This is a genomic window from Photobacterium sp. GB-72, assembly GCF_003026095.1.
GTDB lineage: Bacteria > Pseudomonadota > Gammaproteobacteria > Enterobacterales > Vibrionaceae > Photobacterium.
The window spans coordinates 56,103-70,178 of the sequence record NZ_PYNV01000015.1; the positions used below are offsets into that span (position 1 = coordinate 56,103).

The following is a 14,076-nucleotide window of genomic DNA, read 5'->3' on the forward strand; positions in this document are numbered from 1 at the left end:
TGAAAAAAGTAAATGTGTGTGGCTTATTGCGATTTATCGGCCAATCATTGGAAAATATGAACCATCAGTTTGCTGTGTAAATAGCCAAGTCTTTATCTTTCACGGCAATACTGGGATCCTTCTTATAGATGCTTGCAGGCGATGTTTGTATCACACCGGCTATATCAATTTCAGAATGCGTTCAATGCTTGTTAACTTTCTTACCCACCACTTAAATATTGACTGGCATGACGATGTCACTCACCTTGCCCAATTGTTTTTATATTTCTACCCCGCTATTCATTACAGCCAATTCCAAATGCAAGCTGGTGTCACAGGTATTAACACTATTCGTATTTATAACCCGACTAAACAGGCACAAGAACATGATCCTGATGGTGAGTTTATCCATAAATGGATACCTGAATTAGCAAATATCCCCGTTCCTTTGTTATTTGAACCTTGGACGCTTACAGAATTAGAAGTTGTGATGTACCAACTAGATAACAACAGCCGTTATCTTTCCCCCATTATTGATCTGGCTCGCAGTTCCATAAAAGCGAGAGAACGTTTATGGGGATGGCGAGCCCGTTATGATGTTAAATCAGAGGTAAATGCGATACTTAACCGACATGTAAGAACTAAAAACACGCAGTGGCTGTTTTTAGCTTTTAATTGTCATAAGTTATAAATTCAGCAATAGAATTATTCGTTATAGTTTGTAACAAGTTAGAAAGATAATAAATCTGTAGAAACGCTGAAGCATGTGGCACTGAATCACAAGTAGTCCCAGGGGGAATTATGATGACATTTTCAAAACAACTAGAAAAAATGCGTACTCAAGATGGTTTCATTGCAGCACTTGACCAAAGTGGCGGCAGCACACCTAAAGCATTAAAAGCTTATGGTATTAATGAATCAGACTACAATAATGACGAACAGATGTATGATCTTGTTCATGCCATGCGCTCTCGTATTATTACAAGCCCAGTCTTCACTAGTGATCGTATTATCGGTGCTATTTTATTTGAAAATACGTTAGACCGTGAAATTGAAGGCAAACCAACTTCACAATATTTATGGGAAGAAAAAGGTGTTGTTCCCTTTTTAAAAGTCGATAAAGGCTTAGAAGATAAAGCTAATGGCGTACAATTAATGAAACCAATGCCTGAGCTAGATCAACTCTTAGCTAAAGCAAAAGCTAAAGATGTATTCGGCACTAAAATGCGCTCTGTGATTTGGGAAGCCAATGAACAAGGTATTAGAGATGTGGTTGCACAGCAAATTCTATTTGCTCAACAAATTATCAATGCTGGTTTAGTGCCTATTATTGAGCCTGAAGTGAGTATTGATAGCCCAGAAAAAGCGCAGGCTGAAATTATCTTAAATCGTGAGTTAATGTCTCAATTAGATAATTTACACCCTAGCCATTACGTTATGCTAAAACTCACACTTCCAGAGCAACCTAATTTATACGCTGATACGATCTCACACCCTAATGTAATTAGAGTGGTTGCTTTATCAGGTGGTTTTCCACTTATGAAAGCGTGTGAAAAGTTATCTGAAAACAACGGTATTATTGCAAGTTTCTCTCGTGTACTTACCGATGATTTATATGCAGATCAGCCTCAATCTGAGTTTGATGCTGCTTTGGCAGAAACAATCGAACCTATTTATCAAGCTTCCCGCACCTAAGTTTGTAAGTAAATAACTTAGCTGCTCATGGTTAAGTTATGTTGGAATTAATTACTGCCACGGCGATCAACATGTTTGATCGCCGTTTTTTTGATCCTTCTTAATCACTTTCTATTTCTACTTTGTAAAAAATAGATTCTGATTTCCTTACCCGTTGTTTTTTTAATTTTAACTCCCCAACATCACAGTAAAATTATTCACGCCCCATGTCTGTATTTAGTTTTTTTGTGTCTTTAACTCTAAATACAGAAAAAAACATCCGCGATATAATACTTCTAACTTAAGAACAATTCGTATTTAAATGTATGTCGGTTTAATACTTTATTATTTTTAGTAAATCTTAATATCACTTTCATCTATTTTGAATTTTATAAAAATATATGTTTGATACTATTCCTGAGAATTAAAAAATAAATCACATACATTATTAAAAATCATTGTATATTATCAATAATAATCAGGGTCTGTTATGCCTAATAAAGAACTTTTTTCTAATCTTTTAAATCAAGCTGACATTAAAATTAATGGTGACCGTCCGTGGGATATTATCGTTAACGACGATAAGCTTTTCGATAATATTTTATCTCAAGGAACTATTGCCTTTGGTGAAGGGTATATGGATCACCTATGGGATTGCCAAAGAATTGATATTCTAATAAGCAAATTATTACGTTCAAATATTGAAGAAAAACTTTCAAGCACAGATAAATTTAAAATAGCAGCTAAAATTGGCGTATCTAAACTAAAAAATCTCATCAATCATCAATCTGTATCTCGTGTAAAAGAAGATGTTCCTTTCCATTATGATATTGGTAACGATTTATATGCTAATATGTTAGATGATCGTATGGCTTATACATGCGCATATTGGAAAGGAGCAAAGAATCTAAACGAAGCTCAAGAAAATAAAATGGAATTAATTTGTCGAAAGCTGGATTTGAAACCAGGTATGCGCTTGTTAGACATTGGTTGTGGTTGGTCTAGTTTTATGAACTATGCTGCTGAAAAATATGGTGTTATTTGTGATGGATTAACGTTATCCCAAGAGCAAATGAAACTAGGTCAAAATATTGCAGATAATAAAGGGCTAGCTGTAAGAATTATTTTAGAAGATTACCGTGAGTATCAGCCAGTTCAACAATATGATCGCATTGTTTCTATAGGCATGATTGAACACGTAGGTCCTGAAAATTATACCGAGTTTTTTAATTGCGCTAATCGTTTTTTAAAAGATAATGGTATTTTCCTTTTACATACTATTGGTAGCCCAGTATCAGTGAATCAAACTGACCCGTGGATTAATAAATATATTTTTCCTAATGGTGTTGTTCCATCTATTACACAATTAAGCAGTGCGCTTGAAGGAAAAATGAATATTGAAGATATTCATAACTTTGGTCCTGATTATGATCAGACATTAATGGCATGGTGTGAAAACTTTGAACGTAACTGGCATAAAATATCTGATCAATATAACGACCGTTTCTATCGTATGTGGCGTTATTATTTATTAAGTTGTGCTGGTGCATTTAGAAGTCGTGATTTAAACCTATTACAATTTTCATTAACAAAAAATGGTTGTGAATTACCATTACATGTTCGTGCTGCGTAAACAGTTACCGATAATTTTTAGGTTAAAATTATCGGTATTTTTTAACTAAAATGGATTTAACCATGACTGGAAAACATATCTCATATTGTCGTAATAATTTTGAAGCTCTTTGTGCTACCAAAAAAAATATTTCAGATATCGCACTTGTTACTGAAGGCGGAGGCCAACGAGGTATTTTTACTGCAGGTGTTTTAGATGCGTTTCTTGAGCATGAGTTTAATCCATTTTCGTTATTAATTGGTACTTCTGCTGGTTCATTAAATCTTGCCTCATATATCTGTGAACAAAAAAAACATGCTTATCGTGTGATCACAGAAATCACCACAAAGAAGAAGTTTTTTAGCTATACCAAACTGTTTTCAAATCGAGGTGGTATGGATTTGGATTGGTTATTAGAACAAACCCAAACCACATTAAAGTTAGACTGGGAAACGGGTCGCCGTAATATGCAAAATAAAACGGTGCTTGCTAGTGCTTCAGGTATTGATCACCATCAAGCGGGATTTTTTGATTTAAATTCTGACTCATGGGATCAACGCTTAAAAGCCTCTTGTGCTATTCCTGTATTAAACCGTCAACCTATTTATTCTGATAATCATTATTGGGTTGATGGTGGCCTTAATGCTCCAATTCCAGCTAAAGAAGCCTATAACCGTGGTTTTAAAAACATTGTTGTTATTCGCACTAACCCTATTGGCCTTAGCGCGAATCATGAATGGTTACATAAAGTAAAAGCAGGCTTATCAAAAACTAAAGCAGCAACATTAATTGATATGCTGTTATTACACGAGAAAAGCTATAGCGAGAGTGAACACTTTATTGCCAACCCTCCTGATGATGTTAATATTTATGAAATCTTCCCGCATAAGCCTTTGAAATCTAAACTTATTGGTAGTCATATAACTTCATTAAATCACGATTATGAACATGGTAAACATTTGGGAATATATTTCCTTAAGACTATGATGTCTTATTGCCATTGTACATGTTGTAAAATCGCGTAACGGGTTATTTACCTTGTATAACACGAGTGAGTTTAGGTGCCATCATCAATGTGATTATGGCAATAATACCCGTGATAACGCCGATTTCTTTAAACACTACACCATAAATTTCTAGCGTTGTATGTGGATCGGTTACCCCTTTAGGTGCGGCTGTTAATGTTGCCACCCACCCTGCAATAACCGCTGCAGTTGCTGATGTTAAAAACCACATCCCCATGGCAAATCCCATCATCCGTTGTGGCACTAATTGGGCTATCATCGCAAGCCCTAATCCTGAAACTAATAGCTCACCAAGAGATTGCAATAAGTAGCTAAGTATTAACCAATTTGAGCTCATTATACCGTTAGCATCTGCATAATGGCTGCCTAAGGTTAATATAAGAAATGCACAACTACATAACACCATACCTAAAGCAAACTTATAGGGCATGGAAAAGTTTTCGCGCGTTTTGTTATATACCATGGCGAGTATAGGGCTACAGATCATGATCCAAAATGGACTGAGTGCTTGAAATTGCTCTGGCTGTACTTCGATACCAAAGATCTTATGGTGAATGTTGTGTATAGCGAAAAAATTTAACGACGTTGGCATTTGAAAATACAGAACAAAGAAGACGATTCCTTGTAGCATAAGTACAAACGCAACCATCATCTTTGCGCGCTCTAATCCTGTCGTTTGTAATGCTTCTTTGAAATATAAGGTAACAATGGTGACACCCACAACGGCAAGGATCAGGTGAGCATAAAAGATATGTTGCAACAAAAATGCACTCACAAACGCTAATAGAATAGTTCCTATAACAACGATAAAATACTTACCGTAATTAACTGGCTCTTTGTCTGGTTGAGAACCAATGTTCTTTACTAATCGACGGCTAACAAGAAAATTAGCGATGGTGATCAATAAACCAATTGAGCTTACACCAAATGCGATTCCATAACCTAGATGCTCAGATATCCATGGGGTAAGTAATGTAGAGATAAATGAGCCGAGGTTAATCGCCATATAATACATGGTGAAAGCACCATCTAATCGTGGATCATTTTTTTCATAAACTTTAGCTAATAAGCTGGATGGATTCGCTTTAAATAGGCCATTACCAATAGTAATAAACCCCATCGCAATATAAATCAGTTCCTTGCTATTAAATTCGCCTGACGCTGAAATACCCAGTAGTGCATACCCTAACATAAGCACAATTGCACCCAATACGATGGTGCGTTTTGTACCTATAATTTTATCACCAACCCAGCCACCAATAGCAATAGAGCCAAACACCAATGCTGAAAATGCGCCAAATAAGGTAAATGACTCGGCTTCTGACATGGCAAGCACATCGACCAAGTAAACGGTAAGGATGGCTTGCATGCCATAAAAACCAAAACGTTCCCAAAACTCGATGGAAAAAATGAGATAAAACGGCTTGGGTTGTTTAAAAACATTAAGTTCTGACATGTCTATTCTCTTTATTTTTATGCATTTTCAGTAACCGTTCCAACATAGTATTTTACTTAGTAAGCGCTTTTTATGTTGCGGCATTATTTTAAATTTTATTTATATATGACACCTTCACTATAGAACATTCTTGCTTCTATACCTCAATTCTTAATTATGCGATTTGTGATTATTTATTGCTCACTATCCTTTCTGTAATTGATTTTACGTACAATAAGTACAGGAATGATTGATGAAGTACACGATACTTTTTGTGTTATTAGCTTCTTTAGCCTACACAGGATGTGGAGGAGGAAGCTCTGATGACACAACAAATACAACTGAAGTTGATACACCAACGGCTGATCTCCCTCCCCTTGATGAACAACTTCCCAGCACACCAGAGAACGAAACTGAACCTACTGATGATCCTGAGCCTAAATTTTTGATCAGTGATATCTCAAGCGGTTATTACGATAAGTTGTATGACGCGGTAGGTAATGAGTTAACGCTAGATAAAGATCAGGTTTTATCTATGCAAGACGCATTAGTTGATGATGTATTACCTATTTTGACAGAGGAACAGCAAAATACATTTAACGAAGCCTATAAGGCTTTTGAAGACCTCGACGAAAAAAATGAGGTCGATAAGGTCTTATTTTCCAACAGCATGATTGATGCGATGTTAAGCAGTGCAGATAAAGAGACACAAGATAAATACCTTTCTTCTTTTCGCTTGTTCCGTAAACAGACACATCATCTGTTCCCTATTTCACGCTTAGGTGATTACAGTTGGCTATTTGAGTTTCTAAATCAACGCTCTTGGTTAACGCATATTATATTGATCCCACCAGAAACGACTGACGATTATGCTGCGACTTGCCGTGAAAATAATGTCCCTATTCCACCCGATTGGGGCTCTGATTTATGGGTACACCAAGGTACAGCAACCACTGATTTTCTTGCTAGCCGAAGAACTGAAGTTTATGCCTATGAAGATCCTAGTGTTGCAGGAACCTGTATGGCACTACCTCGCTGGAGTTTAGGGGCTTCAGGCAGTGAATATATACAATTTCTTGGCATCATTTGCCAAAGTAAAACCACAGGTAAAGCGTGTTTTTGGGATAATATCAGTAAAGAAACAGGCGGAAGAATTACAGGTGGTGAAGATTTAACGTTTAAAATTTCGGATATTCAAAATGGTGATAACCTCGCTGAAAACTGTACTAACTGCCATAGAGGTAAGAATGTTTTCTTAATTCACCCCGACACGCCAATTGATATTTCTGATGATTACGACATTGATCCTAATGTTCGCTATCAGCCGATCTCTGCACAAGGCTGGACAAATCCCCCTGCCTTTGCTGAACTTGGCGATGGTGCATGTGCGAGTTGCCATGAGATAGGTGGTATCTCCTTTGATTATTGCAACACAGTGCTAAGAAGTGCAGCTAATCAAACCATGCCTGGCACAGCTATTTCTCCCGATCCTGCGGGTTGGGTTGGAGACGATTCGTTCTACGGTACACATATTCAAGCAATGATTGATGCAGGCTGCCCAGAGTGACATGATGTACTCACTACAACAGGCTGCTTTGTAGCCTTTTCAATTAAAATTCAGAGCGTTAAAAATATAACTCATTTCAAAGCAAAAGAGGCCGCTTAATGGCCTCTTTTCTATATTGCTGACTTAACCGCCAGCTAATTTTACTGTGTGACCTTTTTTCTCAAGGTGCGCTTTAATTACATCACGCTTATCGCCTTGAATTTCAATTTTTCCATCTTTTACTGAACCACCACAGCCACATACTTTCTTCAATTCGGCAGCAATTAACTTTAGTTGGGTGTCCTCAACATCTAAGCCCGTGACAATAGAAACTCCCTTGCCTTTACGACCTTTAGTTTCACGCTGAATACGGACAATACCATCACCTTTTGGGCGAACGGGTGCTACAGTTTCTTCTTTAATTCGACCAGTTTCGGTTGAGAAAACTAAACGACTGTTATCATTCATTGTGCAATTAGTCTCATTGTTTACGTGGTTATTGTGAATAAGCTTTCAAGTTCACATATGAATCTTGCTAATTCGCTTTAAGCTAATATTATCAAGAAAAGAACACTAAACGGAACAGCTTATGATTCGGAATGTTATATTTGATTTTGGTGCAGTGTTATTTGAGTGGGATCCACAGAAAATAGTAGATACTTTTACTCAATCTATAGATGAGCAAAATATCCTAATGAAACAAGTACTCGCCCATCCTGATTGGTTAGCGCTTGATCGTGGGACTATGCTACTAGCAGAGGAAATACCTAAATTTTCAGCAAGGACAGGAATTTCATGCCAAAGGATGGAGGATTTCATTAACCATATCCAATTAAGTTTGGAAAAAATACCAGAAACTGAGGCATTATTTTTTAGAATTCTAGATAAAAACTACCCTACCTACTACCTAACCAATATGTGTAGTGCTTTTTTTGAAACCTTGTACGAAAAGCATCATTTTATTTCATTTTTTGACGGTGGTGTTGTTTCAGGAAAAGAGCTAACTATGAAGCCAGAGCCTGAAATCTTTCATCTTTTGTGTCAACGTTATCATCTTAATCCCCATGAATGTCTCTTTATTGATGATCATTATCCTAATATCGAAACAGCTAAATCACTCGGGTTTAATACGGTGCATTTTACACCAACGCAAGACTGTATAAGAGAAATAGAAGAAGTACTTGCAATGTTTAGCCCTGAAATCCAAGCTTTTTAATGAATTTTAACAATCACTTGAACCAATAATGGTGTATCCAGTCTATTATCAGTAAATAGATATATTATTTGTTTCAGGAGTATGTGTGAAAAACATTTTTATCTCTGCGGTGCTTTTGCTTGCCTCAGGAACAACTTTTGCTACACCACAATGTGATGGAAAATCCATTGTGGGCCCCGTTGAAACGATCAAAGTAAAAGATCTTGGTATTAATTATAAAGCCCGTATAGATACAGGAGCTAACACAACATCTATCAATGCTTACAATATCAAAATCGACGGAAAAACTGAGAACGACGACAGTAAGCAAGGTATGCATAATAATTTAGGACGCAAGATTACTTTCACAACTGAGAATGAGCTTGGTCAAGAAGTCACGCACACCGCTAAAATTATTAAAGTAAGTAAAATTCGTAATGCGCAAGGTGTCGAGCGTCGTTATGCCGTTGTCATGGATCTGATTTGGAACGGTCAGAACAAAGCAATTCCTGTTAACTTACGTGATCGTAGTAAATTAGAATACAAACTCTTAATTGGACGTAACTGGCTAGAAGGTGATTACCTTGTTGATGTTACAAAAGAAGATGCTGACGATTAGATAATAAAAAACAAAGAGTAAGTCATAACGATTAAAACAAAGCCTGCTGAATTAGCAGGCTTTGTCGTTTATTGCGCTTTAGATTGTTTCTCAATGACTTTATCAAGGTATTGCTTAATGGATGTCGCATTACCCTTTAATAACTGTCCTCTTAAAAGCAAATACCATTCGTTAGGCTTACCCGTATCATTACGTATGATAAAACCACGATAGTTCTCAGATGAACCTTGGGAAACGGGCTTTGAGGATTGAGATGAGAACTTCTGAGGATGAATGAATGTACTCATGTCCAACCACCAATCAACACTTTTTTTAATTTCAGTCAGTGTGCCGCTGATAGGGTTACCTTTAATTGCTGATTTCCATTCATTGGTAACGCCCGTTGTATTTTCAATAGTATATCCACGGTGAAAAATCCGTTTTTTCATACTGTTGATCCTTGTCTTACTTTAAGTCCAACATCATGATAACAAGGTTACCATTTGTTAATAAATGCTCTGTAATTTAAGCATGATGTTTTATTGATGACTAGTATTTTAATGCTACTAAAGCGGTTTATTTAAAGTTTGCATACTTTGTTCAATATATAGTGTTATAATTTACTCTAGATATAAAGTTATAGTGCGCTAGGTGTTAAGTAATGGCGAAAAAAATTCCAATTATTGATTGTGATGTAAAACGTGCCAAAAGTATTACTCAGTTTAAACAAGTGGCAGATAACATTGCTATTTGGCAATCACTTACCCACCATAGTTACGCTAAAAATACCTTGGTGGCGTTTAAAAATGACTGGAACCACTTTTTAATGTTCTGTGAAAAGAATAAGGTATCAGCATTACCTGCAACAGTCGAAACAGTGCATCGTTTTATCGAAAAAATGGCAGAGTCACGTAAATTAGCTAGCCTAAAACGTTACATTGTCACTATAGGACTTATTCATAAATGTCATGCCCTAGCTAATCCATGTCAAAGCCAAGAAATTAAGCTCGCAATGCATAAGCAGCGGTTAGATAAACATGATGACTACACCCATGCACAAGGCTTTAGAGATAATCATTTACAGGCATTACTTGATATCTTTGCCCTATCAACAAAACCCAAAGATGTCCGCGATATGGCCATTTGGGCTATTACCTTTGAGGCAATGTTAAAACGTTCAGAAGTCGCAGCACTGACAATAAATCATATTGAAATAGAAGATTCGGGCTTAATCAATATCACTGTAAACGATCAGATTATTGCCCTTAGCGATTTAGCCTCTAAAGCGGTTCAACGCTGGTTAACACTCGGCATGATTATGGACAGCTTTGTATTTAGACGTATTGATAGACACAGTAACATTGGCGATAAACCACTGGATCACTCATCAATTTACCGTGTTTTCCGCCGTGCAAGCCAAGAGTTGGATTTACCTGCTGATGTCATTTTCTCAGGACAATCACCCCGTGTTGGTGCAAGCCAAGATTTAGCCGATTCTGGTCTATCTATTAGTCAAATTCAGCATCAGGGACGTTGGCGAAGCCCAGCTATGCCCGCACAATATATTGGCCAACGTGGTAAACGTGATAATGAATTAAAAAAATTCGCTAAGAAAAACAGCGATAAATAACTTCACATCCACCAGCAAAAAGCCCGTAAATTTGTTCATAAACATCTATACGGGCTTTATTTTATATTTAGCTAAACGTGGCGATGATTACTTTGCTGCGCTCTTAATTGCTTGTTCGATGAACTCAGCAAATTTATGTCCGTGATGCTCTAGCATTTTCGGGAACATAGAAATTGGCGTCATTCCTGGGAAGGTATTGATTTCATTCAGTAGGATTTCGTTGTCTTCACTTAGGAAGAAATCAATACGAGAAAGATCTTTTAGCTTCATTTGTACAAACGCTTTACGAGCATAAGTGCGGATCGCTTCAATCTGCTCTTCCGTTAAGTTCTCTGCTTCAACCATGGTGGTTGATACACTATCAGCGCTGTATTTTTCTTCGTAGCTGTAGAATTTATCAGTTGGGCAAGATACTTCACCCGGCTTGGTGATCACTAGCTCGTCACCGTATTGGTAAGCAGCAATTTCCAGTTCACGTGGACGAATCGCTTTTTCAATAAGTACTTGATCAGAGTAACCAAACGCATTGTTAACAGCATCTGTTAGTTCTTGTTCAGTCGTTACGCAGTAACAACCAACTGAAGATCCCTGACAAGCCGCTTTAACAAAGACCTTACCCCACTTTTTAAATGCTTCAAGCGCTTCTTGATGTGCTTCTTGGTTGTTTTCACTTAGGAAAATATAAGGCGTGTTAGGGATGTTTAGTGCATCAAACCACAGTTTAGTTGTGATCTTATTAAAGCAATTTGTGCTTGCTTCTGCTCCACACCCTAAGAAAGGTAGACCAGCGATTGTCAGTAAAGATTGCAGATCGCCCGTTTCACCTGGGAAACCATGAACACAAGGAATGACATAATCGATCACTATTTCTTGATCGCCAACAATCAATGTTTTGTCTAAATTTAACTCACAAGAACGATTTTCAGCGTCTAACCAGCCGTCATTTTTAGTCATCTCTACTCGAGTATAAGTAACACCGCTGATCGTTTTTAGTTGCTCTTCAATAAAGTTTGCTGATACGAGAGAAACTTCATGCTCAGCACTACCGCCGCCGCATAATAATAAAACATGGATAGAGCTCATCATCATCCCTTGTAAACGCCGCTAGCTTTAGATGTCGCTAACGTGAAAATAATTAATAACTTTGATACAAATAGAACCAATGCAAAATCGTCAAAGTCTGTGTGAATAACATAGTAATCAAAAAAATCGATACTGTGCACCCTCTGCTATCGTGAATCGTGATTTATTTTAAATTTGACTCGTTACTTGCTTAGTAAATCAACGCTTCTAACACCGTGCTTACATGTATCTACTGGACTTACGGCAATAAAAAAGTCATTTACCGTAATAAATGACTTTTCATCAATATAATCTGTTATGTGAAATGCTTAACGAATACGTTGTAATGTTGGATATTGTGTTGCTTCAATATCTGCGAGGTTACGAACAAATGCGCCAGATTGAACCACTTTTTGAGGCATAGCTGCCAGTGCTGCTTTTGCAGTTTCATAATCCTTGTAATGACCATATAACAAGGTATAGACACTACTACCATTGATCATCTTATCATTGAGCCATGCGGGTTGATCGGTGGGTAACTGACTTAAATAAGGTTTAAATTCATTTGTTTCACGCATGGCTAACAGTTGAATACTGAACCCTTTAACGGCTGTGGTTTTCTCCCCTACTGCCGCTTCTTCTGTCGTCGTCTCTTTATCAATCGCGTTTTGTGTTTCATCGATTGGCTGTGTATTTGGCGTGGCTTCTGTCGCTTGTTCATTTACAGCTTCAGGTTCTGGTGTGCTTTCAACCGCCATCTCTGGCGCTTGTTCAGCCGTTGTTGCTGCTGTCGCTACATTCGCTGCTGCTTGTGGTGTTGCCTCGACTACATTTTTGTTCTGAGTATTTTCAGCAACACGTTGGGCTGATACTTGATGGTCTTCACCCACGATATCAACCATATCATTAGATTCTTGAGCCTCTGAATTATCCGTTTGTGCAACATTTTTCTCAGGCTCTATTGCTGTCGTCTGCGTATTTGGGGTTTCAGTTGTTGTTGGTACAACAGCAGGTGTTGTTTCTGTTGGGAGTTGTTTTTCACTAATAGCGACAGATTCACTGGATAAATATAAAGGTTCAGACACAACACTTGGATCGACTTCCGCTACGGTATCGATAGGTTTTATTGTTTGTTCTGCATTAGATTGATTAATTGTTTCAACCGGTGCTTGAGTTTGCGGTGTAGACATACAGCCAGTAAGTGCAGCTAGCATACTGATAGTAAATATTTTTTTCATGATTGGATTCAGACCTAACGAAAGTGTAGCAACTACATTAATGATATTCTGCCGTGCCTTTATTCACCAATCAACAGTAACCTTCTATTAATAGATTCTTTATTAAGTAATTGTTTTAAAGGTCACGCTAAAAAGGAAAAAAGCCCCCTGCATTATACAGAGCGAAATGTTAGCGATAAAAAGAATTAATAAGGTTCAGTTGATTATAATGTTGCATTGATGCCTAGCCTTTACTCTCGATCACCAGCTACATTTGTATTTGTTTTTCCACCACCGCCAAAGTACTCAATATCAAATAAGTTCTTCAGATTTAAGTGTAATTCAACATCGGTTTCAGTAGCACTCATACCGTCAGATATACCTGAGTCAAAACGTATATATTCATTTTAAGCATCGATATTTTTTCTCATGAAAGGTATTTTTTTAAAGCAGGTCAATGAAAAGCTATATTGACTAAATAGTTATTTAAGTCAGCATCCTCATTCAGTAAACTGACGTTATTATTTTGTATTGTGTTTTATTTTGGAGTAGATATGGCTGATCCCCATATTAAATGTGAACTTGATGTATTAGATAAGCTCACTGTTGTGCTTTACCGTTCTGCACTAACGATTGCTGCACTTATCATGGCTATTATTGGCTACGAAACGATACCAGCAACGCCATTCTTAATTATTGTGGCTTTATTAGCTTCAACAACCGTCCACATTTATGACAAACGCTTCCGCTGGTTAATTCAAGGGGCTGGTTTATTTGCTGCTATTTGGCTAATTGCTGGTTTATGGCAACCGTTAGCATTAGGTGCTGCTTTATTTGTGTTTAGCGCACTCTCCGTCAAAGAATACTTTTGTTTTCAAATTAAAGCATTGCTGCTTACTCCTATTGTATTAGCTGGCTTTTGGTTCTGTTTTATCTTTAATGTTCCCGCCGGCGTTATTGCGTGTGCAATGCTTGGCGCAATCTTATTAGGCGTAGCTGCATTTAGTAAGTGGCGTATGCCTTTACATTTTGATATTGGTGATAAAACACGTTATCAAGTTTAAGCAATGACATTTTATTGATGATAACAAGAGATCATAGCG

General features: G+C 37.2%; 13 protein-coding genes and 1 pseudogene. 9 read left to right on the top strand and 5 right to left on the bottom strand.

The genetic code is table 11. The features are described 5' to 3' along the window. Positions 1-103 precede the first annotated feature (103 nt). From C9J40_RS16075 to C9J40_RS16090, 4 genes and pseudogenes are all read left to right on the top strand, one after another. Positions 104-670 (top strand): annotated as a pseudogene (locus C9J40_RS16075) (FAD-binding domain-containing protein); the annotation flags it as partial. Positions 671-783: 113 nt separating this feature from the next. Further along, the gene (locus tag C9J40_RS16080; RefSeq protein ID WP_107247421.1) at positions 784-1,674 is read left to right on the top strand and encodes a fructose bisphosphate aldolase; all 891 of its coding nucleotides are present in this window, start codon (positions 784-786) and stop codon (positions 1,672-1,674) included. Between the two features lie 469 nt (positions 1,675-2,143). Continuing rightward, on the top strand, positions 2,144-3,286 hold the full coding sequence (gene cfa, locus C9J40_RS16085; protein ID WP_107247422.1) for a cyclopropane fatty acyl phospholipid synthase: 1,143 nt from the start codon (positions 2,144-2,146) through the stop codon (positions 3,284-3,286). Between the two features lie 62 nt (positions 3,287-3,348). Further along, positions 3,349-4,290 (top strand): patatin family protein, encoded by a 942-nt coding sequence (locus C9J40_RS16090; protein ID WP_107247423.1) that lies wholly within the window; start codon positions 3,349-3,351, stop codon positions 4,288-4,290. Positions 4,291-4,294: 4 nt separating this feature from the next. Here the strand turns inward: C9J40_RS16090 and dtpA are convergent, their stop codons facing one another. After that, positions 4,295-5,746: a dipeptide/tripeptide permease DtpA gene (gene dtpA / locus C9J40_RS16095; protein WP_107207931.1), complete on the bottom strand. Its 1,452-nt coding sequence runs from the start codon at positions 5,744-5,746 to the stop codon at positions 4,295-4,297. Positions 5,747-5,978: 232 nt separating this feature from the next. Between dtpA and C9J40_RS16100 the strand changes: the two genes are divergently transcribed. Further along, on the top strand, positions 5,979-7,292 hold the full coding sequence (locus tag C9J40_RS16100; RefSeq protein WP_107247424.1) for a hypothetical protein: 1,314 nt from the start codon (positions 5,979-5,981) through the stop codon (positions 7,290-7,292). Positions 7,293-7,415: 123 nt separating this feature from the next. Here the strand turns inward: C9J40_RS16100 and yciH are convergent, their stop codons facing one another. Further along, positions 7,416-7,739, bottom strand: a complete 324-nt coding sequence (yciH, locus tag C9J40_RS16105) for a stress response translation initiation inhibitor YciH (RefSeq protein ID WP_107207928.1) — start codon at positions 7,737-7,739, stop codon at positions 7,416-7,418. A gap of 121 nt (positions 7,740-7,860) precedes the next feature. Here yciH and C9J40_RS16110 point away from each other — a divergent pair, with 121 nt between their 5' ends. Then, positions 7,861-8,487: an HAD family phosphatase gene (locus tag C9J40_RS16110; RefSeq protein ID WP_107247425.1), complete on the top strand. Its 627-nt coding sequence runs from the start codon at positions 7,861-7,863 to the stop codon at positions 8,485-8,487. Between the two features lie 85 nt (positions 8,488-8,572). Then, positions 8,573-9,085: a RimK/LysX family protein gene (locus C9J40_RS16115; RefSeq protein ID WP_107207925.1), complete on the top strand. Its 513-nt coding sequence runs from the start codon at positions 8,573-8,575 to the stop codon at positions 9,083-9,085. A gap of 68 nt (positions 9,086-9,153) precedes the next feature. Here C9J40_RS16115 and C9J40_RS16120 read toward each other — a convergent pair whose 3' ends face one another. After that, complete coding sequence (locus tag C9J40_RS16120; RefSeq protein ID WP_107207923.1) at positions 9,154-9,513, bottom strand: DUF3319 domain-containing protein; 360 nt, start codon at positions 9,511-9,513, stop codon at positions 9,154-9,156. Positions 9,514-9,725: 212 nt separating this feature from the next. On the opposite strand from C9J40_RS16120, the gene C9J40_RS16125 reads away from it, so the two are divergent. Further along, positions 9,726-10,694 (top strand): tyrosine-type recombinase/integrase, encoded by a 969-nt coding sequence (locus C9J40_RS16125; protein ID WP_107247426.1) that lies wholly within the window; start codon positions 9,726-9,728, stop codon positions 10,692-10,694. An 87-nt stretch (positions 10,695-10,781) separates the two neighbouring features. Here the strand turns inward: C9J40_RS16125 and C9J40_RS16130 are convergent, their stop codons facing one another. After that, on the bottom strand, positions 10,782-11,777 hold the full coding sequence (locus tag C9J40_RS16130) for a D-alanine--D-alanine ligase (protein ID WP_107247427.1): 996 nt from the start codon (positions 11,775-11,777) through the stop codon (positions 10,782-10,784). A gap of 308 nt (positions 11,778-12,085) precedes the next feature. After that, on the bottom strand, positions 12,086-12,994 hold the full coding sequence (locus tag C9J40_RS16135; RefSeq protein ID WP_107247428.1) for an SPOR domain-containing protein: 909 nt from the start codon (positions 12,992-12,994) through the stop codon (positions 12,086-12,088). Between the two features lie 533 nt (positions 12,995-13,527). Here C9J40_RS16135 and C9J40_RS16140 point away from each other — a divergent pair. Further along, positions 13,528-14,037: a hypothetical protein gene (locus C9J40_RS16140; protein ID WP_107207916.1), complete on the top strand. Its 510-nt coding sequence runs from the start codon at positions 13,528-13,530 to the stop codon at positions 14,035-14,037. The last annotated feature ends 39 nt before the right edge of the window (positions 14,038-14,076 follow it).